Here is a 23250-nt window from a genome sequence, read left to right on the forward strand (position 1 = left end):
CTATATTCGGGCAGTACCGCCTTTTGCACGCCGAAATTCGGATGGGGTTTGCCCTGCTTTTTCCTGAAAACTGCGCGTGAAATAGGCAGGTGATTGAAACCCCAGCGTTTGCGCAATCTCTTGAATGGGCTTGGCGGTATCGCGCAGCAGGACGCATGCCTCAAAGTGGATGCGATCGTTCAGTAAAGACAGGGCAGAACGGTTACAGGTTTTGCGGCAACTCCGCGTCAGATGCGTTGGTGTTACCCCCAAAGCGGCCGCATAACTGGCCACGCTGCGATCAGATTGAAAGTCCTGTGCGATCATCGTGGTATAGCGCGCGATCAGCTTGGCCGCGGCGCTGTTGCGACGTGCGTCAACTGTGGCCGGGTCGCGTTGGCGCAATTGCCGCTCAACAAAGATCGTCAGTAGCCCGAGGTGACAATTCGCCGCGCGCAGGTCGCCTTGGGGTTGAAGCTCTTTTTCAATCGCTTCGATCAGCGTGACCAGCTCTTTTTGCGGCACCACATCCAACAGCCGCAGGTGAAACGGTGAATCAGGCCAACCGTCCGCGTCAGGCAGGGTAAGCATCTGGCCAAATACCGTTGGCCCAACTTCGATGCCGTACATCGTGTGGGGTGGTACGTAGATCAGATTGTTGGGCCCATAGCCGTTCGTCAGCCCGGCAACGGTCACCCGCCCTTGACCTTTGGTGATGTGGATCAGGCGTCCGTGCGCATGGCTGCGCATCGCCTCGGTCCGCCATCGCGATGCGGGTCCAGCATAGCTAATTGTGGCCAGCGCAAGCGCCGGAGGGACAGGTGTCATCATGCTCATCAACTTTGCCTCAATGTTGATTTTTGACAAGTCTGCGCAGAATTGCCTTTGACATCAATCCACTGGATGATTCGCAAAGCGCAGTGTTGCAGATAAGTCAGGGCTGTCGGCGGCAATATGATGCCATGTTTTATGCCGTGCGCGGAACCACGTGCGCTGACGTTTGGCGTATTGGCGCGAGGCAGTGATAGCGGCTTCGCGTGCCTGGGGCAAGGTCAGCTCACCCCGCAAGTGCGCGATCAGCTCGGGCGCTCCGATCGCCTTTGAGGATAGATGATCCGGGTTCCAGGCAGGAAGCATGGCGCGCGCCTCACCCAACGCCCCATGCTCCAGCATCATGTCAAACCGGCGGGCAATCCGATCATTCAACCAGTCCTTTGGTGCATCGAGCGTGATGCAAATGGCGGCGTCTGTAGGCAGCAACGGGGGCGGTGTCTCGTCTTGCCAGGCTGCCAGCGACTTGCCTGTGCTTTGCAAAACCTCCCATGCGCGCTGTACCCGCATCCGGTTTTGCATGTCGATACGTGCCGCCGTCGCGGCATCGAGTTCTGCTCGCAGTTGGTCTAGCGACATCTCATTTGCGTAATCGCGCATGGCAGGCGGTGTCGGCGGTATCTCTGCCAACCCCTGTGTGAGCGCGTTGAAGTAAAGCCCCGTACCACCGACAATGATTGGTCGTTCATCGCCCGACAGGAACGGTTTCACCTCGCGCAACCAATGCCCGACGGAATAAAATGCGTCAAAAGGCACGTGGCCATAAAGTGCGTGGGGCGCCTTTGCCAAGTCGTCACTATCAGGCCGCGCGGTCAGAATGCGCCAGCCGTCAAACACTTGCAGCGCATCTGCATTCACGATCACACCGCCTTGCGACCGGGCGATCTGTAGCGCCAGCGCGGATTTGCCCGATGCGGTTGGACCCGCAATCAGGACAGGCGTTTGCGGCGTGATGATGACGCGCGGCATCGGATGCGCGATTAGCGCAAGACAGCAAAGCCACCTTCGTTATATTCGGGTGCTCCGTCGCCAAGGCTGAGGTCGGCGTCGCCTGCGATCGCCTCAATCGTATCTGTACCGTTGAGAAAATTACCCTCCAACGCCACATTCGCGGCAAAGGAATTGCCGCCATTTGATAGGGCTCCGGTCATTGCCATGTCAAAATGGTTATCGCCGCCTGTCACATTGCGGTCGATCACACCATTGCCGGTCAAGGTGCCGACATAGTCGCCATCTGTGCTGTGGATGAAATTACCGGCGGTGCCGGATACGGTATTGGTATCAAAGGCCACATCCAGCTGTAATTGGCCAATCATGCGATCGGTGGTGCCGGTCTGTGAGGCGATGATCGCACCTTTGTAGGCGACACTGCCTGTTGCGGTGGCACCGAAGTCTGTTGCGGTGGAAATGTTGCCTGCATTGACCAAAGCGCCGTCCGTATTCACCAATGCCGCCGTTTGCGCCGAAAACGCGCTGTTAATATCGGCGAAAGTGGCAAAGGTGGGATCGAACGCGAAAGGCTCGGATACTTCTTCGCATGCGGCAAGGCCGATGACGCCAAGACCAAGGGCGATTTTTGTGACTGCTACGTTCATTTTTTTGTCCTTCTTGCAGGTGCGACCCTGACGTGCTGTGCCCGGCCAAAGGTCTGATAAAGCGTGAGAAAAACTCTGGCACTGGTCACTGCGGGCACCATAAGTCGCATCGCGTTGATGGGTCAACGTCGCGATCGGCGTTTTGTCGCGACTGTGCCATTGAACCTATGCCCGTTTTCCGACATTTTGCGCGGAAATCAGACAGAAGGTGGGATACGCCATGAGCGATACGGGAAAAACGGCATATAAACGTGTGATGCTTAAGATCTCGGGTGAGGCGCTGATGGGCGATACTTCATTCGGTCTGCATCCCCCAACGGTGCAGCGCGTCGCACGCGAAGTGAAGTCCGTGCATGATCTGGGTGTCGAGATTTGCATGGTCATCGGCGGCGGCAACATCTTTCGCGGGTTGCAAGGCTCGGCGCAGGGCATGGAGCGGACAACCGCTGACTATATGGGGATGCTGGCCACGGTGATGAACGCGCTGGCGATGCAGTCTGCCTTGGAGGAACTGGGTATTCACACCCGCGTCATTTCAGCCATCACAATGAACGAGGTGGCCGAGCCCTACATTCGCCGCCGCGCCGTCCGCCACCTAGAGAAGAAGCGGGTTTGCATTTTTGCCGCCGGAACGGGCAATCCATATTTCACCACCGATACGGCCGCGACATTGCGCGCCAGTGAAATGAACTGCGAGGCGATCTTTAAAGGCACCAAGGTTGATGGTGTCTACGATAAAGACCCCGCAAAACACGATGATGCGGTGCGCTATGAACAGGTGTCTTATGACGAAGTGCTGCAAAAGCATCTGGGGGTGATGGATGCCAGCGCCATTGCTTTGGCGCGCGACAATGACCTGCCGATTATCGTGTTTTCTTTGGATGAACCGGGTGGTTTCAAGGGTATTCTGGCCGGTGAGGGCACCTACACCATCGTGAAAGATTAGGCCGGGTGCCGACACCGCACTTGACTGGTCGGTCAAAGGTCTGCGCTTTAACTGCACAAAATGGTCAGATTTGCCTGACTATACAACTCCATCCCTTTGGCATAAAACGATGAAAACCCGGGCAAAGCCCGACGAGGAAGAGCACCGCAAGATATGTCTGACGATTTTGAACTTGATACCGATGATCTGACCCGCCGTATGGAAGGCGCTGTTGCAAACCTGCGTGTTGAACTTGCGTCTTTGCGCACAGGCCGTGCGTCCGGCTCTATGCTGGAACCGGTCATGGTCGATGCTTATGGTTCCATGACTCCGATCAATCAGGTCGGCACTGTCAATGTGCCGGAACCGCGGATGGTAACCATCAATGTTTGGGATAAAGGCTTGGTCGGCAAGGTTGAAAAAGCCATTCGTGAGAGTGGTTTGGGGATCAATCCTCAACTCAACGGTACGATTATCATGTTGCCCATCCCAGAGCTGAATGAAGAGCGCCGCCGCGAGCTAACCAAAGTTGCTGGCCAATACGGCGAAAGCGCACGGGTTTCAATTCGCAACTTGCGCCGCGATGGTATGGACCAGATCAAGAAGGCCAAAGCAGATGGGTTGTCTGAGGACGACCAGAAGTTCTGGGAAGCTGCTGTGCAAGAAGTCACAGACGCGCATATCAAAATCGTTGATGAAACTGTCGAGACGAAACAAGCCGAGATCATGCAGGTTTAATCCCGAACCGCGAACCAAAAGGGGGCCACCATGCCCAAGGATGCAAACGCCAAGACTGCCCCCGCCCATGTCGCGATTATCATGGATGGCAATGGCCGTTGGGCCCAGAAACGTGGTCGCCCGCGGCTTTTTGGTCATCATGCGGGCGCGCGCCGGGTTCGTGAAATCGTGGCGGCTTGTCCTGATCTGGGTGTGAAATACCTGACGATCTTTGCTTTCTCGACTGAAAACTGGAAACGGACCCAGACCGAGGTTGCCGGTCTGATGACGCTGTTTCGCAGATATCTTGAGCGTGAAGCCAAAGAGCTTTTTGAAAGCGGCGTTTGCGTACGGTTCATTGGCGACCGCGTACGCCTTGACGATAAGCTGGTGTCTTTGATGGATGAGTTGGAGTTGCGCACGGCAGACAATGATCGTGTGCATCTGACAGTCGCGCTGAACTACGGTGGTCGGGATGAGGTGACGCGCGCAGCCAAGCGTCTGGCATTTGAGGTAGAGCAGGGTCGTTTGACCCACAAAGATGTGGATGCGGAAACGCTTGCGCGTTTTCTCGATACTCATGTGCTGCCCGACCCGGATCTGGTGATCCGCACCAGTGGTGAGGCGCGCATTTCCAATTTTCTGCTCTGGCAATCGGCCTATGCCGAATATGAATTCCTGGACACACTGTGGCCTGACTTCAGTGCTGCGGAATTTGCGAAGGTCCTGGACGGCTATGGTCAGCGCGACCGCCGCTTTGGAGCTGTCCGAGCCTGATAATGAACACCCCCGCACCACCACCTGCCGCCAAATGGGATGATCTGACAGTCCGCCTGATTTCCAGTGCGGCGATGGTTTTTGTCGGTGCGATTGGTGTGATCCTTGGCGGGGTCTGGTTCCAGATGCTGGTGGTGTTTGTCACCGCCGTCATGGTTTGGGAACTGTGGATGATGATCCGCCCCAAAGAGCCGACCAAAGGGATGCTTTTGGCCGCTTTGGTGGCTTCGATTATGTCGGGGCAACTGGTTGAGAATAACCCTTGGGGCCTGCTTTTGTTCTTGGTGGTCCCGCTGATCGGTGTCACCCAGCTAAAAACGGAAATCAAAACCTTTTTCATCTTCGCTTTGGGCATTCAACTGGCGGGTTGGGGTCTTGTGCATTTCCGCATGGATTACGGGTTTTTCTGGCTGCTGTGGCTGATGTCGGTCGTGATCGTCACGGATATCTTCGGGTATTTTGCTGGGAAGTCCTTTGGCGGCCCGAAATTCTGGCCCAAGATCAGCCCCAAGAAAACATGGAGCGGAACCGTTGCGGGTTGGCTGGGCGCTGCTTTGGTTGGGTTTATCTTTACGCTTTTCACCAATGCGGGCGTTTGGCTTATCGTGATCTCAATGGTGCTCAGCTTTGCGGGCCAGATGGGTGATATTGCCGAAAGCGCACTGAAGCGCCGGATGGGCGTCAAGGATAGCTCCACGCTGATCCCGGGGCATGGCGGTCTGTTTGATCGCTTTGATGCGCTGTTGGGTGCGTCGCTGTTCCTGATTGTTGTCGCCGATATTGTCGATGTGCCCGGGGTCGTTTGGTGAGACGGATCACGGTGTTTGGCGCGACAGGGTCGGTGGGGCAAAGTGCGCTTGATCTGATTGCACGTGATGCGGATGCTTACGATGTTGTTGCCCTGACGGGCGGGCGTAATCTGGTGCAGCTGGCCGCAGATGCACGGCGGTTGCGCGCTGATCTGGCGGTGACCTGTTATCCTGAATGTTACAGTGAATTGAAAGACTTGCTGAGCGATACCGATATTGAGGTCGCCGCTGGCCCTGATGCGATTGCACAGGCGGCGGCGCGGCCGGTGGATTGGGCGTTATCGGCGATTGTTGGGGCTGCTGGGTTGGTTCCGGGGCTTGAGGCGCTGTCGCATGGCACGACGTTGGCGCTTGCGAACAAGGAGTCGCTGGTGACTGCTGGTCCACTGCTTTTGGGCCGTGCCAAAGCGCATGGTGCGACCGTGCTGCCAGTGGATAGCGAACATTCTGCGGTGTTTCAGGCGCTGGTGGGCGAACATATGGCTGCGGTTGAGCGTGTGATTATCACCGCAAGCGGTGGCGCATTCCGTGATTGGCCAATTGAAAAGTTGGCAACCGCGACTTTGGCCGAAGCGTCCAGCCATCCGAATTGGGATATGGGTCAGCGGATTACGATTGATAGCGCGTCGATGTTCAATAAAGCGATGGAGCTTATTGAAACCAAAGAGTTTTTTAACGTCTCACCCGATATGATTGAGGTGCTGGTGCATCGCGAAAGTCTGATTCACGCGATGGTCGGCTTTAACGATGGGGCACTGATGGCGCATGTGGGTCCGCCTGATATGCGGCACGCGATTGGCTATGCGTTGCATTGGCCGGAACGCAAGGCGCTGCCGGTCGAACGGCTTGATCTGGCCAAGATTGGCAGCCTGACATTTGAAGCGCCTGATGATGCGCGCTACCCCGCACTTGGGATTGCCAAGCGCGTGATGAAAGAGGGCGGGCTGTCGGGGGCTGTCTTCAATGCTGCGAAAGAACGCGCCTTGGACGGATTTATCGCGGGCGACATCGGGTTTTTGGATATGTCGCGGGTCGTTTCCGCGACGTTGGACAAAATGTCATCACAAACTGGGCTGCAAAACGCTGCGATTACCCTAGATAATGTATTAGAGACAGACCGGCTGGCGCGTATCTATGCCGCCGAAACCTTTAGCCAATTGGGATAACACTTTGGATCTGATGCAATTTGTGCCGATGTTCGGCAACTTCGCCTTCATGATTGTGGCCTTTGTGGTGGCGTTATCCATCATCGTCGCGATCCACGAATACGGGCATTACATCGTCGGGCGCTGGTGTGGCATCCATGCGGATGTGTTCTCGCTCGGCTTTGGGCCGGTGATTTACAGCCGGGTGGATCAGCGCGGCACCAAGTGGCAGGTCGCGGCTTTGCCTTTGGGTGGCTACGTAAAGTTCATGGGCGACGCGAATGCGGCCAGTGTCGGCAGCGATGGCGAAGTGGCCGAAGTTGATATGCGCCGCACGATGCTGGGCGCGCCTTTGTGGGCGCGCACGGCGACTGTTGCGGCGGGGCCAATTTTCAACTTCATCCTTGCCATCGCGATTTTCGCAGGCTCGATCATGTATCAGGGTCGTTCGGCTGATCCGCTGACATTCGGCGAATTGCGCCCGCTGCCGCCAAGCTTCGCAACCGAACTGCGCGAAGACGACGTTATGGTTGCGGTTGAAGGTATCATCTTCAACGACCCAGAGCGGGCAGAATCGATCGCTGATCTGGTGCCGGTACAAGAGCGGCTGACCTACACCGTGCTGCGCGATGGCGATCAGATAGACGTCGAGGGGCCATATTACTTTCCTGCTTCTGTTCTCAGTGTCAGCCCACGCTCTGCTGCTGATGATGCTGATATCAAGATCAATGACGTGATCACAGCGGTTGATGGCACACCGATTTACGCATTCTCACAGGTGCAAGAGATCGTTTTGGCTGCGGATGGTGCTGATCTGCAGTTCAGCATTTGGCGTGATGGCGGCAGGCTTGAAAAAACCATTGCACCGCGCCGCGTGGACCTGCCCACGCCTGAGGGTGGCTTTGAAACCCGCTGGCTGATCGGGATCACTGGCACGATATTCTTTAATGAAAAAACCGAAAGCGTCGGCGTGTTTGAGGCTGTGGGTTTGGGCGCTGAAGGTCTTTGGAATACGGTCACGACATCGCTATCGGCCATGCAACATATTTTGTTTGGCCAGATCTCGACTTGCAACCTGTCTGGCCCTGTTGGGATCGCTGAAACCAGTGGATCAATGGCAGAGCAAGGCGCGCAAAGCTTTATCTGGTTCATCGGTGCACTGTCGGCTGCCGTGGGCCTGATCAATCTTTTCCCAATCCCGGTGCTGGATGGCGGACACCTTGTTTTTTATGCCTATGAGGCCGTTTCACGCCGCAAGCCAAGCGACCGCGCCGTACAGGTCTTTATGTTTGTGGGGTTGTCTCTGATCCTGTCGCTGATGATGTTTACGATCCTGAACGACACCATCCTCTGCCCCTAGGAACACGATCACGCCAGATGCCAAAATGACATGCTTGTCGTTTTGACATCTCCCATCATTGTCGGTACTCCGAAGGAAACAATGAACTGGGCACGGGCGGTCGTTATGAAGACAGGTTTGAGGTGCGTCTTGGCGCAATTTAGTGCAGCGGTGCGATTGGTCTGGATGGCGTTTTGCATCGTCGTTCTAACGTCAGGTGTGGCAAGTGCGCAAAGCGTTGCTTTCAGCACAATCGAAGTCGAAGGCAACCAACGTGTCGCGGATGGTACGATCCTGACCTTTGGCGGGTTGCAGCCCGGCACGCGTCTTTCGACCGCCGAGTTGAACACAGCAGGGCAAAATATCCGCGCATCGGGTCTGTTTGAAACCGTTGATCTGCTACCCCAAGGCAACCGTTTGCTGGTACGGGTCGTCGAATACCCCACAGTCAATCGGATCAATATCGAAGGCAACGCGCGGCTACGTGATGCGCAACTGCTGCAAGTGGTTCAATCACAGCCTCGCCGGGTGTTTACGCCCGAACAAGCAGAGGCTGATACCGCCGCGATCACGCAGGCTTACGCGCAGCAGGGCCGCATCAACGCAACGGTCACTCCGCGCATTATCCCGCTCTCTGAAAATCGCGTTGATCTGGTGTTTGAGGTCGTGGAATCGGCCGTCACCGAGGTTGAACGTATTTCGTTTCTAGGCAACCGCACCTATTCCGAGCGTCGCCTGCGCCGTGTGCTTGAGACCAAGCAAGCCGGTATATTCCGCTTTCTGGTGGGTCGGGATACCTATTCGCCTGAACGTGTGGCACGGGACCGCGAAGTCTTGACTGACTTCTACCAGTCCCGCGGGTATCTTGACTTTGTCATCCAGAATGTTGACGTGTCCCTGACACGTGAACGAGACGCATACCTTGTGACATATAACTTGCGGGAAGGGCAGCGGTTCGCCTTTGGTGAGGTCACGGTTTCAAGCGAAATCACTGGCGTGGATGCGGCCGATTTTCGTGATAGCGTGCGTGTGCGCGCCGGTGCGACATACTCTCCTGTGCCGATTGACAGCGACATTAACCGGATAGAGCGGCTTGCCGTCCAGCGTGGTCTGAACTTTGTGCAGGTCGAACCGCGCACAACCCGTAACCCTCGCGATCAAACCATTGATATCGAGTATGTGTTGGTCTCAGGCGAACGCGTTTTTGTGGAACGGATCGACATCGAGGGCAATGGCACAACGCTTGACCGTGTTATCCGCAATCAGTTTCGCACGGTTGAGGGCGACCCGCTGAACCCGCGTGAAATTCGTGCAAGCGCGCGCCGTATTCGCGGGCTTGGTTTCTTTGAATCTGTTGCGGTCGATACCCGCGCCGGATCGTCCCCGAGTCAGGCCGTGATTGATGTTGATATCGTGGAAGGGCCGACCGGCACGCTGACGTTTGGCGCCAACTTTAACACCGACACAGGTCCCAGTTTGCTGGCCGCCTACCGGCAAAGCAACTTCCAAGGGCGCGGCCAACGTCTGGATTTTGATATATCGACCGCCGAAACCAATCGCAGGTTCAGTTTCGGCTTCACCGAACCACAATTGCTGGGCCGCAATCTGCGTGGCTCGATTGATTTGTCGTATAGCACGACGGACAATGAAAACGCGCTTTATGACACCGAGACCCTGCGCATCAGCCCCGCGATGAGCTTTCCGGTAAGTGATGCAGGGCGTCTGCGTTTGTTCTACGCACTTGAATATACCGACCTGAATGACGTCTCTGATCTTGCCAGTGTCATCATCCAGAACGAAGGTGACGCAGGCGGCATTTGGACCAACGCACTTGGGTATTCCTACAGCTTTGACAATCGGCGCACAGGGCTGAACCCCAACGCGGGGATTGTTTTGCGGTTCGGGCAGGAATTTGGCTTTGGCGATACGCAATTCATCAAGACCACAGCACTCGCCGGTGCAGAGACAAGCATTCTGAACGAAGAAGTTACATTGCGCGCTACGCTTGAAGGCGGACTGCTGAGCTATCAGGATGGCGACAGCCGCGTGACAGATCGCTTTTTCCTCGGCAGCCGTTTGATGCGCGGGTTTGATCCAGGCGGCATCGGACCTCGCGATGATTTGACGGATGATGCTTTGGGTGGCAACTCTTTTGCCGTTCTGCGCCTTGAGACAGAGTTCCCGCTTGGGCTGCCAAGTGAATACGGCATCACCGGTGGGGCTTTTATCGACTATGGCTCTGTCTGGGACGTGGGGGAAACATTTGGCGAAGACGTGATTTCGAATGATTTTATCGGCCGTTCGGTCGCTGGTCTGTCGATCTTTTGGACGACGCCGCTTGGCCCACTTCGGTTCAACTTTACCGAACCCTTGAACGTGCAGGACCGTGATAAAACGCGAAACTTCGATTTGACGATCTCGACGAGCTTTTAAATGGGACTATTGCGGGCCTTTATCATGTGGCTGGTGCTGGCGCTTCCCGTGTCAGCCCAGCAATCTGGTCCGCCGATCCTGATTGTCGATCAGGAACGCTTGTTTGTTGAAACGCTTTATGGTCGCAGGTTATCGGCGGAACTGTCAGAGCAAGCCATAGAGCTGCAAGCCGAGAATGATCGCATCGTCGAATCGCTGACCAACGAAGAACGCAGCCTGACCATCCGTCGCCCCAACATGAGCCCCGAGGAATTTCGCGCCGAAGCCGAGGCATTCGACACCAAAGTCCAAGAGGTACGCCGCGTGCGTGACGCCAAGAATGTTGAGCTGCAGGTCGCCACAGCCGAGGCCCGTTCGCGGTTTGAACAGCGTGTGCAAGGGATTGTGGCGAACATTATGCTGGAACGCGGTGCGGTGATGGTCATGGAAGAACGCAATATCATCCTTTCGGTGCGTGCCGCAGATATCACGGATGATGCGATTGTGCGCATTGATGCAGAATTGGGAACGGGCGGAGAGTAAGCGGCGCTTGCCCGGGTACTGCGGCCTTGTTAATCATGATCCCAAGGCGTCCAATGGGCCCCACCAAAAAGAAGATAAGGAGCCGCCCGGAATGACCGAAGCCGTCACAACCGCCGACATTCAACTGATCCAGAAAATTCTACCACATCGTTATCCGTTTTTGCTGGTCGACAAGGTGCATAGCATCAATGGGACCACATCTGCGGTGGGCATCAAGAATGTCACGATGAACGAGCCGCATTTCCAAGGGCATTTTCCGGGCAATCCCATCATGCCGGGTGTCACGATTGTCGAGGCAATGGCGCAGACCACGGCTGTGATGGTTGGTGCGTCACTGGGGCTGACTGACGGCAATCTACTGGTGTATTTCATGGCGATTGATGGCTGCAAATTCCGCCGCAAGGTTGTGCCGGGGGATGTGCTTGAAATGCATGTCGAAACCACACGCGGCAAACCCGGTGGAAAGGTCTGGCGCTTTAAAGGCGTGGCAACCGTTGATGGCGAAATGGCCGCCGAGGCCGAGTTCACGGCGATGATGGACATGCAAGGCTGATGGGGGTTCATCCTTCTTGCGTGATTGCTGAGGGCGCGCAAATTGGCGCGGACTGCGTGATTGGTCCGTTTTGTGTGATTGGGCCAGACGTTGTGCTTGGCGACCGGGTTGAACTGAAAAGCCATGTGGTGATTGATGGTGATACCCATATCGGTGCGGACACGGTCATTTTCTCATTCGCGGTAATTGGTGAAATCCCGCAGGATCTTAAGTTTGATGGCGAAAAGTCCCGCCTGCGCATTGGTGCCCGTAACCGCATCCGCGAACACGTCACGATGAACACCGGCACAGCGAACGGTGGCGGTGAGACTCGCATCGGTGACGATGGGCTGTTCATGGCAGGCTGTCACATCGCCCATGACGCGCAAATCGGCGACCGGGTGATTGTGGTGAATTCCTCTGCCGTGGCCGGCCACTGTATCATCGAGGACGATGTGATCATCGGTGGGCTTTGCGGTGTGCATCAGTTTGTCCGCATCGGGCAGGGGGCCATTATTGGCGCTGTGACGATGGTGACCAAGGATGTGGTGCCACATGGTCTGGTGCAGGGTCCGCGCGGTGCGTTGGACGGGCTTAATCTGGTTGGGTTGAAACGCAAAGGCGTGGACCGTGCGGATATCACAGCGATGCGCGCCGCATTCCAGATGCTTAAGGATGGTGAAGGCACGTTTCAGGATCGTGCGCATCGTTTGGCCGAAGAAAACGACAGCCCCTATGTGCAGCAGATGGTGGCGTTTATCCTTGGTGACACCGACCGCAACTTCCTGACGCCGGGCTGATGCTTGCACTGATTGCCGGCACCGGTGATCTGCCGCCCGCGCTTGTCGCGCGTTTGCCTGTGCGGCCTTTGATTTGCGCGATGGATGGGTTTCGGCCGGCGATCACCCCTGACCTGACGTTTCGGATCGAACAACTGGGCAGCTTTCTTGCGGATTTGACCGCGCGTGGCGTCACCGAAGTCTGCATGGCCGGGGCTGTCACACGCCCCCCCATTGATCCCAGTGCTATTGACAATGCGACAAAGCCATTGGTGCCACGGATCATGCAGGCAATTGCACAAGGTGATGACGGTGCCTTGCGCGCAATCATCGCGATATTTGAAGAGGCTGGCCTGACGGTGCGTGCCGCCCACGCGATTGCCCCTGATTTGCTGCCGGATTCCGGTGTGCTTAGCCGCAAGCCCGTGACAATCGACAACCGACAGGATGCGGTGACGGCCGAGCAAACGATCGCAGAGATGGGCCGCGCCGATCTGGGGCAGGCGTGTCTGGTGCGCAACGGCCGCGTGTTGGCGCGCGAAGGGCAGGCCGGGACCGATGCGATGCTGGGGCAGTTTGCACCCACCGATGATCCTTTGTGGAGCGCGGTTGACGGGTTTGGCGCTGTGCTGGGCAGTGCCGCTGAGTGGCTGAGTGGCGCAGATGGTGAGCCGACGGACGCACGCGGTGCGATCCTGTTCAAAGCGCCCAAGCCGGATCAGGACCGCCGGGCGGATCTGCCTGTGATCGGACCCCAGACCGCCAAGGGTGCTGTTGCTGCGGGGTTGGCCGGAATTGTGATTGAACATGACGGTGTGATGGTTCTTGGCTTGGATGAGCTGTTAGTAACCCTTGATAGGGCTGGCCTCTTTCTCTGGGTGCGTCCCAAGGGGGGTGCATGAAGGTCTTTGTGATTGCCGGTGAAGCCTCGGGCGACAAGCTGGGGGCCGCTTTGATGGCGGGGCTGAAGACCTTGCGCCCGGATATGGCGTTTGATGGTGTCGGCGGGCCGTTGATGCAGGCCGAAGGGTTGGACAGCCGTTTTGCGATGGAAGAGCTCAGCGTGATGGGCTTGGCCGAGATTTTGCCAAAGTATCGTGCGCTCAAGGCCCGGATCAGGCAGATGGCCGATGCGATCCTTGCGACAAAGCCGGATGTCTTGATCACCATCGACAGCCCGGATTTTTGCTTGCGTGTCGCACGGTTGGTGAAAGCCGCCAGCGATATCCGCACGGTGCATTACGTGGCACCGACGGTCTGGGCATGGCGGCCAAAGCGGGCGGAAAAGATGGCACGCCACATTGATCATGTGCTGGCACTGTTTCCGTTTGAACCGCCTTTGATGCAGGCCGCCGGTATGGCCTGCGATTTTGTCGGGCATCCGGTGGTGGCAGAACCCGTGGCGACCGATGCGGAGGCTGCGGCTTTGGGCGAGGGGACTGTCGTACTGGTCCTGCCCGGTAGCCGCAAAGGCGAAGTGTCGCGGCTAGCGGATCGGTTTGGTGAGGCGGTGGCGAAGATTGCAGCGGCGGTACCAGACGCGCAATTCGTCATTCCCACAACGCGCGGTGTGCATGATCTGGTGCAAACACGGGTCGCGGCTTGGTCGGTGCCTGTTACAGTGCTTGCGCCGGGATCTTCTGATAAGGCGGCATGGTTCAAGCGGGCTGATGTGGCGCTTGCCGCCTCTGGCACCGTGTCACTGGAGTTGGCGGCAAGCGGGACACCCATGGTGATCGCCTATGATATGGCATGGCTGTCGCGGATCATCATTAGCAGAATGCTGATGGTGGATACGGTCACCTTGGTAAACCTTGTCAGTGACACGCGCGTGGTGCCGGAATTCATAGGTGCGGCCTGCCAGCCGGGGCCGATAGCGGATGCTGTCCTTGATGTTCTCGCAAATCCAGATGCGCAAAAGGCCGCAATGGCCCTGACGATGGACCGGCTGGGGCAGGGAGGTGAGCCGCCGGGGCTACGTGCGGCGCTTGCGGTGTTGGACCGTCTTGAACAGCCGCCCGTCTAGGACCAGCAACCCCAAGGCCAATATACCAAATCCGATATAGGCGCGCAGTGGCAAGGCTTCGCCAAGCACGACCGCGCCCAGAACAATCGCGACAGGTGCGACCAGCAACGTGCACAGCATCAGATTGCCGCTGCCTGCCATCGCGAGCACGCGGTAGTAAAGCATATAGGCAATCGCCGTGGCGACGATGGCGTAATAGCTGATCGCGGCCCAGGTCTGAGGCTGCAATGACAGGCTGATCGGGCCTTCAACGAACCACGCGGCAGGGATGGTCATCAGGCTTGCGCCTGTCAGCATGCCTACGGCGGCGACCTGTGGTTTCAGATGCCCCAGTTTCTTGCGCGCCCAGACGCCCGCCAGCGCATAGCTTATCGTGCCGCCAATGACGGCCAACTGCCCTAGTGAGCGGATGTCGAAGTCTTTGAACGCGGCCAGACCAATGGCGGTTGAAACGCCGATAAAGCCAAGCGTCACGCCGACTGCCTTGCGCGCCGTCAGGCGTTCGTCCGCGAAAAAAATCGCGGCGGCAATAACGCCAAAGATCGCCGTGGCTGCGTTCAGGATTGAGGTCAGGCCGGTTTCGATATGCAGTTGTCCCCATGCCATCAGGCTGAAGGGGATCACGTTGTTCAGCAATCCCATGACAAGGAAAGCGCCCCAGACACGCAGGTCAGTGGGCGCAGATAGGCGGCGGACCAAGACGTAGGTCCAGAGGATCACCATTGCCCAGCCTGTGCGGTGCGCGACAGCCGTCAGCGGCCCGATTTCGTCAAGCGCTATGCGTATGGATAGAAAAGATGCGCCCCAGATCAGCGAGAGCATCAACAGTTCAGCCCAAGCGCGAGGCGATATGGTTTTCTGGACGGGTGCCATAGGGCGACATGATCGGTTTGGCGCGATCTACGCAACCCGGATCATGCGAGAGGGCAAAGAAAAAGCCCCGCCGAAATGGGCGGGGCTTCGTTGAACAGAGTTTTGGACTGAACTTTAGAAGTTGAAACCAATCTTGAAGCCAACCGCGATTGCGGTGTTGTCTTCCATTTCAGCAATGGCTGTGTCGACACCTAGAGGTGTATCCAACTCAGGGCGTGCGTCACCAACAACAATGTAGCGGACACCACCAGACAAAGTGATGTTATCGTCAACTTTGTACTGGCCACCCAAACCAATGGAGTAGTTACCATTGGTTGGTGCGAGCGGAGAAACCAAATCATCCTCACCTTCAGTATCCAGTGTGGCGCTCAACGAGGCAGAGAAAACATCACTAAATCTGCGACCAACCCCCAGTGTATATGTGAAACCGTCCTCAATATCCGTGATGGATACAGGAAGCGGGTCAGGTTGGACTTTGACGACGCTGTATTCTGCCCAACGCACCGATCCAAACACAAGGGTGTCCGCTGCGATACCAGTCTGAAAATCAAGATTGACCGCTTGCGGGGTTGTCACCTTGGTCTCGCTTTCAACAACACCGCCGACCGTTGCATCGAATTCATGCTCGATCTCAGAGATGTAAGTCAGCGCAACACGCAACGCGATATCTGGCCGCTCATAAGCACCACCAATTGTGTAGCCAAACGCCAGACTGTCTTCCAGCTCAACTGTCGTTGCACTAGATGGCAAAGTAATATCTGCGCTGACATTCTGTGCACGAATGCCGCCGTGCACGCTAAAGTTCTCGTCAAGTTTATACCTTGCCAGACCAGTCAGCGCGATTGCGTTCAATTCTGCGGCGGTTGGTTGTAGTAGACCCGGGGTATCGGATGGGTAGTCAATATTCGCGCCATAGGGTTCATCGACGATAATTGCAAATGACCACTGATCGTTGATGTCGGTCTTATAACCCAAGCTAAACTGCGAATAATCATCCGCGACGTCGCCAATGGAGCCACTTGGTTGGCCAAGCGGTGCTAGGTCAATTGCGTCGCCGGTCACTTCCGGCATGACATAGCCAAAGCTGAATTCGGCATAGTTGCCTTCTTCAAAGATAATGCCAACTGGTTGCCCGGACCGGTCGAGTCCGACTGCGTGTGCCAGGCTCGTTGTCATCAGCAGTGCTGCGCCTGCCGTTGTTAGGTTTTTCATGTCCTCATCCCTGTCATGAATAAATTATGTGCTGTCCACCCTATGGAGTGCGTAAGGTTTACGTCAATTAATGACGCCGCGTCAGTTTCAATCCGCTCCGCTGCGTCACAAAATTGCAATAACACTTGTTAACATTTCGTTTTGTTTCGCTGGCTTTGCTGCAGGTCAGGTCTTAGCGCTCTTGTTCGCCTGCGTGATATTGATGTAATTGGCCGCAAAAATCAGGGCCGCTCCGGCAAAGATCCAGACCTCGATGGGTTCGTCATAGATTAACATGCCCACGACCGCGATCGTGGGTAGTCGCACAAAGTCGATCGGCATCACGATGCTGGCCGGTGCGATGCTGAGCGCTTTGGTCAGGCAGAAATGGGCCAGCAGTCCGGCGCAACCAATCAGGATGACCCAAGGCAGGGCCGCCTGCGATGGCACCGCGATGTCGCCGTCGATCCCGGCACAGATCAGCCCGAAGACTGCTTGCATAACGGTCAGATAAAACAGGATCGTGGTGATGTTTTCTGTCTGCGTCAGCTTTCGCGTAAAGATCGCCGTCAGCGCAAAGAAGACCGCACAGCTTGCCGCCGCGACAAGACCGGCGTTGATGTTGCTGGGGTCTGGTCGCGCCACCATCAAGATGCCAACAAAGCCAAGCCCTGCGCAGAACAGGCCGATGGACGTCAGCCGTTCTTTCAGCAACAGCGGCGATAACAGGATCACCCAGATCGGTGTGGTGAATTCTAAAGCAAAAACCTGTGCCAAGGGGATGGTGGTGATGGCGTAAAACCACAGATTTTGCCCGGTAAAATGGCAGATGTTGCGTGTCGTATGCAGGCCCAGCCTGTTTGCGCTGATCTTTCTCAACGTCCCCACGTAGCTGGCCACACCAATCACAATTGCGATGCCTGTCAGGCTGCGAAACAGCATGATCTCGAAGGTATCAAGCTCAATACTGACCGTCCGCCCGGCAACGGCCATCAGCGTGAAAGAACAGATAGCGCCGATCATCCAAAGTGCGGCTTGCAAGGTGGTATTCATCAGCGCAGTTGTCATTGCCGCGCGGCGCTTTGCAACCCCTGCAATGATATGATTGGCTGGTGCAAAGCGATGGAGCAAGGCGATGCGGTTGATCATAACGTTTACGATGGTGGCACAAATGGCGTTAGCCGATTCTGTTACGAACTTGTCCGTTGTTGCCAAAGCCGCTTTTGACCGCATGCCAACCGTGCAACGGGTTGATCAGATGGCCGGGCAATGCGGCGCGGATAGCAGCGTGGACCCACGCGTGACCTATTGCACGACCGCCAACCGCATTTTGGTGGCCGATGGTTTCTGGAATACCCCGCAAGCGCCCTATCTGGTCGCGCATGCTTATGGCCATGCGGTACAGGTCCAGCATGGGGTTGCCGATTTTGCTTTGCGCGAAATTCGCAACCGCCGATCCGAAGAAACGATGTTGCGGGGGCTGGTCGAACGGCAGGTGGATTGCATTGCCGGGTTCCTGCTGGCGCGCGCGGATCTGGGCGATGTCGCGCCCACCGCGCTTTTTGCAGACGATCCTTTGGACCGCATCCACTGGGGGCGTGACCCCTTGCGGTTGAGTCCGCAGGTCAGCGGTGATCTTGCCGCAAGAGCCGAATGGGTGGCTATCGGTCAAGCCGGTGATCTGGCAGCCTGTTCCCCCGGAGAGTTTACTGCCGACTTGCTGATGGATGCCTTACGTCCGTAGCGCAAAGACATTGCCCTGCAGGGCGTCTGGTGTCGTAAGCGGTTGGCCGTTTTCGTCGCTGAGGTGAAAGCCCGCTTCGGTCAGCAGCGCAAAAACCGCTTGCTTGTCACGCGCAACCTCAACCATCACCGCACGCACCTGGGGAAGCGTTCTGAGTGCCCCACGCAGCACAGCCAGTTCGGCACCTTCGACGTCAATCTTCAGAATATCGGGTGTGCATCCGTGGCGCAGCGCATAGTTGTCCAATGTGACCGTCCGCACGGCACGCGCCCGTATTTGCATTCTGGCGTGCTGTGATGCTGCCAGATCGCTGCCTTGCGCAAAACCCTGATCAAGTGAGTTCATGAAACCGCCAAGATTTTCTTCATAGAATGTCGCCTTGCCATCGCGGTCGCTGACAGCGGCGTCGATATGCACGCAGTTATCAAAGCGGCGGATGTTTTGGCGTAAGAAAGGCTTGTTTTGTGTGCCGGGCTCGAAAACATGAACAGCACCGGTATGACCCGTTTGTTTGGCAAAAAACTGCGCGACAAAACCGATGTGGCCGCCGACTTCGAATACCGTGTCACCGGGCCGCGTCAGTCGTTTGAGCCGCTGCATGGTGGCAGCCTCGCGCGAGCGTCCGTAGAACCAGTACCCTTTATGCGTGTAGCTTAGAAGGTCAAAGCGCACCCCGGCGTAAGGGTTCTTGATGGACATCCGCCAATCGCACAGGCGCAACAGTGGCAAAGCCAGCGCGCGTAGTGTTTTGTTGCCAGCAAGGCCAGCGCGCAGACGGGGTGTCGGGATATGGGAAAGGGAAGGTTGCATAAGAAGCGTACTCGCAAAAAACAATTCCCATACAACTTATAGGCGAATGTATTTACAAATAGTTAATTTATTCTTGTGTTAACTTAACGCGGGCTGGGCTGATCATTCCCACTCAATCGTTCCGGGCGGTTTGCTGGTGATGTCATAGGTTACCCGATTGATGCCCTGCACTTCGTTGATGATCCGCGTCGCAGTTTCGCCAAGGAACTCGTGGCTGAACGGATAGTAATCCGCCGTCATCCCATCAACCGATGTCACAGCACGCAATGCGCAGGCAAAGTCATAAGTCCGCCCATCGCCCATCACCCCAACGGTGCGTACCGGCAGGATCGCACAGAACGCTTGCCAGATGTCATCATAAAGCCCGTGCTTGCGGATCTGGTCGATATAGACAGCGTCCGCTTTACGCAGAATTTCCAGTTTCTCGCGCGTGATCTCTCCGGGGCAGCGAATGGCTAGGCCGGGACCAGGGAAAGGGTGGCGTCCAATAAAGGATTTGGGCAAGCCCAGTTCGACACCCAAGGCGCGCACTTCGTCTTTAAACAACTCGCGCAGCGGTTCGACCAGTTTCAGGCCCATCTTTTCAGGCAGGCCACCGACGTTGTGGTGGCTTTTGATGGTCACGGAAGGACCGCCGGAAAAGCTCACGCTTTCAATGACATCGGGGTAAAGCGTGCCTTGCGCAAGGAATGCGGCATCTTCGATCTGGTCGGCGTATTTCTGGAACACGTCGATGAACAGTCTACCGATGATCTTGCGCTTGGTTTCGGGGTCGGATTGGCCCTCAAGCTCGCCCAGGAACAACTCGCTTTCGTCGGCGTGGATCACCTTGAGGTTCATGTGATCGCGGAACATGCCAACGACCTCTTCGGCCTCGTTCAGGCGCAGCAAACCGTGGTCGACGAAAACGCAAGTCAGCTGGTCACCGATAGCTTCATGCAGCAGAGCTGCGGCGACAGAGGAATCAACACCGCCAGAGAGGGCGCAAATCACATGGGCATTGCCCACCTGTTCTTTGATCGCCTCAATGGCCTGCTCGCGGTAGGCACCCATCGTCCAATCACCGGTGAAACCAGCGATACGCACGAAGTTCTCATAAAGTTTCGCACCGTTGGGCGTGTGGTGCACCTCGGGGTGGAATTGCACGGCATAGAAGTTACGCGCGACGTCCGCAGTGATGGCATAAGGCGCGTTGGGTGACGTGCCATATACCTCAAAACCCGGAGCGATTTCAGAGACATGGTCGCCATGGCTCATCCAGACCTGCTCTTTATCGGTCGCGAACCAGCCGTCAAGCAACGACAGCTTTCCATTTGGCGTGACGAAGGCGCGGCCAAACTCGGCTGTGCCATGTCCGGTGGTCACTTTGCCGCCCAACTGCTCCATCATCGTCTGCTGGCCGTAACAAATGCCCAGCACGGGAACGCCAAGGTCGAAAACGGACTGCGGTGCACGGGGTGATCCAATGCGGGTGACGCTATCGGGGCCACCGGACAGGATTACCGCCTTGGGCGCGAAATCGACTAAAAACGCGTCATCGACGTTCTGATAGGGATGAATTTCGCAATAGACGCTGAGTTCGCGCAGGCGGCGGGCGATCAACTGGGTGACCTGGCTGCCGAAATCAATGATGAGCAGGCGTTCGTGGGTGCTTTTTTCCATGCCGCGTGGGTAATCGCAGGGCCCGATTTGTGCAAGAGGGGCCGCGATATTCGAAAGTGGAAATCTGTGTTATGCTGTCTTCATTGTTTAAGGAGATTTATGAATGCAGATTTTTGAACACACGCTCGCCCGCGTGGCTGTCTGGAACCTTGCTGGTTTTGGCGGGATAAATATCGACCGGATGAAGCGTCAGGCCGAAGGATTGGCTTTGCTGGATGCAGAATTGGTGACCTTGGTTGAAGTGAACCCGGTCAGTTATATTGATGCGTTGGCCGCTGAAATCGGCACCTATGGGCTGCATTATGATACAACAATCATTCCCCAGCCCGGCAATTTGCATATTGGGTTCCTTCACAAGAAAGGCGTCGAGGTGAAAAACGCGACGCTGGTGCCGGGATCAGAGGGGGCCTATGCCGCCGGCCGCCGTGCCGTGTCTGTTGATGTGAAAATGGGCAAGTTCTCGGCGCATTTGCTGGGGGTTCATCTGAAATCAGGGCGCGATAAGCCGGAACAAAAGCTGCGCGACACGCAGTGCATCGCGATTGGGAATTACCTGACAAACCTGCGCAACACCCCCGGTTTCAAGCGCAAGACGCTGTTGTTGATGGGCGATTTCAACATGATCCCCGGACAGGATGTCAGCAATTTTCACCATCTTGGCGGCGATGATCTGATGGATTTCGTGTCCTCTTGGGATTTGCAGGATCGGTTTAGCCATATCCTTGATAAAGGTCGCGCGAACCTGCTGGACGGGTTTGCCGTGTCACGCACTTTTGCCACCGACTATGTGCGTGGCTCTTTGCGTTTGTTCCCAATGCATTGGACAATGGATATGGGGCGCGAACGGTTCAAGGATGAGGTGTCCGATCACTTGCCGTTTGTCGCCAGTTTCAAGGTCTACTGACGACACATGTCGTTTTCGCGTCTCAGGGGCCGCTTCTTTGGTAAGGCGCGGCTGGTTGGGGTTGTAATAAACGTCAAGCAGTCAGCTACCTCAAGGGAGACGGATCATGACGGATGCACCAGCCAAAGCAGGACGCCGCGCGCGCGGTGGCGGTGGTGCAGCGCGCCGGGCCGAGCGGACGGCGGTCAGTGTCGAGACGGCCAAGTATATAGAGCGTAACATCCCGAACTATGAAGTCCTGACCGAAGAAGCGCTGGACGTTATCGAGGCGAATGCCGAAACCGTGCTGGCAGAGATCGGCGTGAATTTTGTCGATAACCCAGAGGCGCTGGAGCGTTGGAAAGCGGCAGGTGCCGAGGTTGATGGCGAACGTGTCCGCATCCCGCGTGGTTTGGCGCGCAAGCTATGCGCGACGGCACCTTCTGAGTATACCCAGCACGCACGCAATCCAGAACGGAACGTGGTTGTAGGTGGCAAGAACCTTGTGCTCGCACCCGTCTATGGGCCCCCGTTTGTGCGTGATGCCGTAGGCGGCCGCCGCTATGCGACGATGGATGACTTCGAAAAATTCGTGAAGCTAGGGTATATGTCGAAGTGGCTACACCACTCCGGCGGCACGGTTTGCGAACCGACTGATGTGGCAGTGAACAAGCGCCACCTTGATATGCTGCTGGCCCATATGGTCTATAGCGATAAACCGTTTATGGGGTCGGTTACCGAACCCAGCCGCGCGCAGGATAGCATTGAGATGTGCGAGATTCTGTTCGGTAAGGAATTCGTGCGGGACAACACCGTGATGACATCGCTGATCAACATCAACTCGCCCCTGACATTCGACAGCATCATGATGGGCGCGTTGGAAGTCTTTGCGAAAAATAACCAAGCCTCGATCATCAGCCCCTTCATCGTGGGCGGGGCGATGGCGCCGGTTTCTGTTGCAGGGACACTGACGCAGGTTCTGGCCGAAGTGTTGGCGGGCGTGGCCTATAGCCAGATCATCCGCCCCGGATCACCGGTAGTGATGGGCACCTTTGTGACGTCTATCGATATGAACTCTGGCGCGCCAACCTTTGGCACACCAGAAGCCAGCCATATCACCTACGGGGCAGGGCAGCTGGCCCGCCGTTTGAACCTGCCTTATCGGTCCGCCGGATCGTTCTGCGGGTCCAAACTGCCGGATGCGCAGGCGGCCTATGAGACGGCCAACAGCCTGAACATGGGGCTGCTGTCGGGTGTCAACTTTATGTTGCATAGTTGTGGTTGGCTTGAAGGGGGTCTTGTTGCATCCTTTGAAAAGTTTGTCATGGATGCCGACATGCTGGGCACGCTGCACCACTTTGCGCGCGGCGTGGATATGTCCGAGAACGGGCAGGCGATGGAGGCCATCGCAGAGGTGGGGCCGGGCGGCCACTATCTTGGGTGCGAACATACGCAGGCGAATTTCAAAACAGCGTTCTGGCGGTCAGACTTGTTTGATTACAAACCGTTTGAAACCTGGGACGAAGAAGGCGCCCGCGATACGCAAACGCTGGCGACCGCGCGGGTGGCAAAGCTGCTGGAGACCTACCAGCAGCCCAAGCTTGACCCGGAGGTCGAGGCAAAGCTCCGCGCCTATGTGGCCGATAAGAAAGCCAGCATGCCGGACGCGTTCACCTAA

General features: G+C 56.6%; 23 protein-coding genes. 15 read left to right on the forward strand and 8 right to left on the reverse strand.

What is annotated here, in order from left to right:
• Genes MWU60_RS02340 through MWU60_RS02350 form a run of 3 tightly spaced genes read right to left on the reverse strand, consistent with a single transcriptional unit; the run spans position 1 to position 2405 of the window.
• Complete coding sequence (locus tag MWU60_RS02340; RefSeq protein WP_247225436.1) at positions 1 to 816, reverse strand: AraC family transcriptional regulator; 816 nt, start codon at positions 814 to 816, stop codon at positions 1 to 3.
• 54 nt (positions 817 to 870) lie between these two features.
• Complete coding sequence (gene miaA, locus MWU60_RS02345) at positions 871 to 1779, reverse strand: tRNA (adenosine(37)-N6)-dimethylallyltransferase MiaA (protein ID WP_247225437.1); 909 nt, start codon at positions 1777 to 1779, stop codon at positions 871 to 873.
• An 11-nt stretch (positions 1780 to 1790) separates the two neighbouring features.
• Positions 1791 to 2405, reverse strand: a complete 615-nt coding sequence (locus MWU60_RS02350) for a hypothetical protein (RefSeq protein WP_247225438.1) — start codon at positions 2403 to 2405, stop codon at positions 1791 to 1793.
• A gap of 220 nt (positions 2406 to 2625) precedes the next feature.
• Between MWU60_RS02350 and pyrH the strand changes: the two genes are divergently transcribed.
• From pyrH to lpxB, 12 genes are all read left to right on the forward strand, one after another.
• Positions 2626 to 3351 carry a UMP kinase gene (gene pyrH, locus MWU60_RS02355; protein ID WP_247225439.1) on the forward strand — a complete coding sequence of 242 codons (726 nt, stop codon included), beginning with the start codon at positions 2626 to 2628 and terminating at the stop codon, positions 3349 to 3351.
• 153 nt (positions 3352 to 3504) lie between these two features.
• Positions 3505 to 4068 carry a ribosome recycling factor gene (gene frr / locus MWU60_RS02360; protein ID WP_247225440.1) on the forward strand — a complete coding sequence of 188 codons (564 nt, stop codon included), beginning with the start codon at positions 3505 to 3507 and terminating at the stop codon, positions 4066 to 4068.
• 30 nt (positions 4069 to 4098) lie between these two features.
• Complete coding sequence (gene uppS / locus MWU60_RS02365) at positions 4099 to 4824, forward strand: polyprenyl diphosphate synthase (protein WP_247225441.1); 726 nt, start codon at positions 4099 to 4101, stop codon at positions 4822 to 4824.
• 2 nt (positions 4825 to 4826) lie between these two features.
• Complete coding sequence (locus MWU60_RS02370) at positions 4827 to 5633, forward strand: phosphatidate cytidylyltransferase (RefSeq protein ID WP_247225442.1); 807 nt, start codon at positions 4827 to 4829, stop codon at positions 5631 to 5633.
• Entirely contained in the window at positions 5630 to 6799 is a 1170-nt protein-coding gene (gene dxr, locus MWU60_RS02375) for a 1-deoxy-D-xylulose-5-phosphate reductoisomerase (protein ID WP_247225443.1), read from the forward strand. Before MWU60_RS02370 ends, dxr begins: the two co-directional genes overlap by 4 nt.
• A gap of 4 nt (positions 6800 to 6803) precedes the next feature.
• Positions 6804 to 8138 carry an RIP metalloprotease RseP gene (gene rseP, locus MWU60_RS02380; protein WP_247225444.1) on the forward strand — a complete coding sequence of 445 codons (1335 nt, stop codon included), beginning with the start codon at positions 6804 to 6806 and terminating at the stop codon, positions 8136 to 8138.
• A gap of 165 nt (positions 8139 to 8303) precedes the next feature.
• A complete protein-coding gene (gene bamA / locus MWU60_RS02385) occupies positions 8304 to 10550 on the forward strand; it encodes an outer membrane protein assembly factor BamA (RefSeq protein ID WP_247225445.1) in 2247 nt (748 codons plus the stop codon).
• On the forward strand, positions 10551 to 11072 hold the full coding sequence (locus tag MWU60_RS02390) for an OmpH family outer membrane protein (protein ID WP_247225446.1): 522 nt from the start codon (positions 10551 to 10553) through the stop codon (positions 11070 to 11072).
• Between the two features lie 91 nt (positions 11073 to 11163).
• Positions 11164 to 11625: a 3-hydroxyacyl-ACP dehydratase FabZ gene (fabZ, locus tag MWU60_RS02395; protein WP_247225447.1), complete on the forward strand. Its 462-nt coding sequence runs from the start codon at positions 11164 to 11166 to the stop codon at positions 11623 to 11625.
• Complete coding sequence (lpxA, locus tag MWU60_RS02400) at positions 11622 to 12404, forward strand: acyl-ACP--UDP-N-acetylglucosamine O-acyltransferase (RefSeq protein WP_247226153.1); 783 nt, start codon at positions 11622 to 11624, stop codon at positions 12402 to 12404. The genes fabZ and lpxA overlap by 4 nt, the downstream gene beginning before the upstream one ends.
• The gene (gene lpxI, locus MWU60_RS02405; RefSeq protein WP_247225448.1) at positions 12404 to 13285 is read left to right on the forward strand and encodes a UDP-2,3-diacylglucosamine diphosphatase LpxI; all 882 of its coding nucleotides are present in this window, start codon (positions 12404 to 12406) and stop codon (positions 13283 to 13285) included. The genes lpxA and lpxI overlap by 1 nt, the downstream gene beginning before the upstream one ends.
• The gene (lpxB, locus tag MWU60_RS02410; RefSeq protein WP_247225449.1) at positions 13282 to 14409 is read left to right on the forward strand and encodes a lipid-A-disaccharide synthase; all 1128 of its coding nucleotides are present in this window, start codon (positions 13282 to 13284) and stop codon (positions 14407 to 14409) included. Before lpxI ends, lpxB begins: the two co-directional genes overlap by 4 nt.
• Here lpxB and MWU60_RS02415 read toward each other — a convergent pair.
• From MWU60_RS02415 to MWU60_RS02425, 3 genes are all read right to left on the reverse strand, one after another.
• Positions 14359 to 15282, reverse strand: a complete 924-nt coding sequence (locus tag MWU60_RS02415) for a DMT family transporter (protein WP_247225450.1) — start codon at positions 15280 to 15282, stop codon at positions 14359 to 14361. The two genes, lpxB and MWU60_RS02415, sit on opposite strands and share 51 nt — an antisense overlap.
• Positions 15283 to 15396: 114 nt before the next feature.
• A complete protein-coding gene (locus MWU60_RS02420; protein WP_247225451.1) occupies positions 15397 to 16494 on the reverse strand; it encodes an outer membrane protein transport protein in 1098 nt (365 codons plus the stop codon).
• A gap of 165 nt (positions 16495 to 16659) precedes the next feature.
• Positions 16660 to 17526 carry a DMT family transporter gene (locus MWU60_RS02425; protein ID WP_247226154.1) on the reverse strand — a complete coding sequence of 289 codons (867 nt, stop codon included), beginning with the start codon at positions 17524 to 17526 and terminating at the stop codon, positions 16660 to 16662.
• A gap of 82 nt (positions 17527 to 17608) precedes the next feature.
• Between MWU60_RS02425 and MWU60_RS02430 the strand changes: the two genes are divergently transcribed.
• Positions 17609 to 18217, forward strand: coding sequence for a hypothetical protein (locus MWU60_RS02430; RefSeq protein WP_247225452.1), 609 nt, complete (start codon positions 17609 to 17611; stop codon positions 18215 to 18217).
• On the opposite strand, the gene MWU60_RS02435 is transcribed toward MWU60_RS02430, so the two are convergent.
• A complete protein-coding gene (locus MWU60_RS02435; RefSeq protein ID WP_247225453.1) occupies positions 18206 to 19027 on the reverse strand; it encodes an FkbM family methyltransferase in 822 nt (273 codons plus the stop codon). The genes MWU60_RS02430 and MWU60_RS02435 overlap by 12 nt on opposite strands.
• Before the next feature lie 102 nt (positions 19028 to 19129).
• Positions 19130 to 20689: a glutamine-hydrolyzing GMP synthase gene (gene guaA, locus MWU60_RS02440; RefSeq protein ID WP_247225454.1), complete on the reverse strand. Its 1560-nt coding sequence runs from the start codon at positions 20687 to 20689 to the stop codon at positions 19130 to 19132.
• 103 nt (positions 20690 to 20792) lie between these two features.
• On the opposite strand from guaA, the gene MWU60_RS02445 reads away from it, so the two are divergent.
• Complete coding sequence (locus tag MWU60_RS02445) at positions 20793 to 21593, forward strand: GMP synthase (protein ID WP_247225455.1); 801 nt, start codon at positions 20793 to 20795, stop codon at positions 21591 to 21593.
• 106 nt (positions 21594 to 21699) lie between these two features.
• Positions 21700 to 23250 (forward strand): trimethylamine methyltransferase family protein, encoded by a 1551-nt coding sequence (locus MWU60_RS02450; RefSeq protein ID WP_247225456.1) that lies wholly within the window; start codon positions 21700 to 21702, stop codon positions 23248 to 23250.

This window comes from Yoonia sp. F2084L, assembly GCF_023015625.1.
GTDB lineage: Bacteria > Pseudomonadota > Alphaproteobacteria > Rhodobacterales > Rhodobacteraceae > Yoonia.

What these genes read in the sequence shown, in the direction of transcription:
- MWU60_RS02340 (WP_247225436.1), bottom strand. Translation starts at nt 816, where the DNA reads ATGAGCATGATGACACCTGTCCCTCCGGCGCTTGCGCTGGCCACAATT.
- miaA (WP_247225437.1), bottom strand. Translation starts at nt 1,779, where the DNA reads ATGCCGCGCGTCATCATCACGCCGCAAACGCCTGTCCTGATTGCGGGT.
- MWU60_RS02350 (WP_247225438.1), bottom strand. Translation starts at nt 2,405, where the DNA reads ATGAACGTAGCAGTCACAAAAATCGCCCTTGGTCTTGGCGTCATCGGC.
- pyrH (WP_247225439.1), top strand. Translation starts at nt 2,626, where the DNA reads ATGAGCGATACGGGAAAAACGGCATATAAACGTGTGATGCTTAAGATC.
- frr (WP_247225440.1), top strand. Translation starts at nt 3,505, where the DNA reads ATGTCTGACGATTTTGAACTTGATACCGATGATCTGACCCGCCGTATG.
- uppS (WP_247225441.1), top strand. Translation starts at nt 4,099, where the DNA reads ATGCCCAAGGATGCAAACGCCAAGACTGCCCCCGCCCATGTCGCGATT.
- MWU60_RS02370 (WP_247225442.1), top strand. Translation starts at nt 4,827, where the DNA reads ATGAACACCCCCGCACCACCACCTGCCGCCAAATGGGATGATCTGACA.
- bamA (WP_247225445.1), top strand. Translation starts at nt 8,304, where the DNA reads ATGGCGTTTTGCATCGTCGTTCTAACGTCAGGTGTGGCAAGTGCGCAA.
- MWU60_RS02390 (WP_247225446.1), top strand. Translation starts at nt 10,551, where the DNA reads ATGGGACTATTGCGGGCCTTTATCATGTGGCTGGTGCTGGCGCTTCCC.
- fabZ (WP_247225447.1), top strand. Translation starts at nt 11,164, where the DNA reads ATGACCGAAGCCGTCACAACCGCCGACATTCAACTGATCCAGAAAATT.
- lpxI (WP_247225448.1), top strand. Translation starts at nt 12,404, where the DNA reads ATGCTTGCACTGATTGCCGGCACCGGTGATCTGCCGCCCGCGCTTGTC.
- lpxB (WP_247225449.1), top strand. Translation starts at nt 13,282, where the DNA reads ATGAAGGTCTTTGTGATTGCCGGTGAAGCCTCGGGCGACAAGCTGGGG.
- MWU60_RS02415 (WP_247225450.1), bottom strand. Translation starts at nt 15,282, where the DNA reads ATGGCACCCGTCCAGAAAACCATATCGCCTCGCGCTTGGGCTGAACTG.
- MWU60_RS02420 (WP_247225451.1), bottom strand. Translation starts at nt 16,494, where the DNA reads ATGAAAAACCTAACAACGGCAGGCGCAGCACTGCTGATGACAACGAGC.
- MWU60_RS02425 (WP_247226154.1), bottom strand. Translation starts at nt 17,526, where the DNA reads ATGAATACCACCTTGCAAGCCGCACTTTGGATGATCGGCGCTATCTGT.
- MWU60_RS02430 (WP_247225452.1), top strand. Translation starts at nt 17,609, where the DNA reads ATGCGGTTGATCATAACGTTTACGATGGTGGCACAAATGGCGTTAGCC.
- MWU60_RS02435 (WP_247225453.1), bottom strand. Translation starts at nt 19,027, where the DNA reads ATGCAACCTTCCCTTTCCCATATCCCGACACCCCGTCTGCGCGCTGGC.
- guaA (WP_247225454.1), bottom strand. Translation starts at nt 20,689, where the DNA reads ATGGAAAAAAGCACCCACGAACGCCTGCTCATCATTGATTTCGGCAGC.
- MWU60_RS02445 (WP_247225455.1), top strand. Translation starts at nt 20,793, where the DNA reads ATGCAGATTTTTGAACACACGCTCGCCCGCGTGGCTGTCTGGAACCTT.
- MWU60_RS02450 (WP_247225456.1), top strand. Translation starts at nt 21,700, where the DNA reads ATGACGGATGCACCAGCCAAAGCAGGACGCCGCGCGCGCGGTGGCGGT.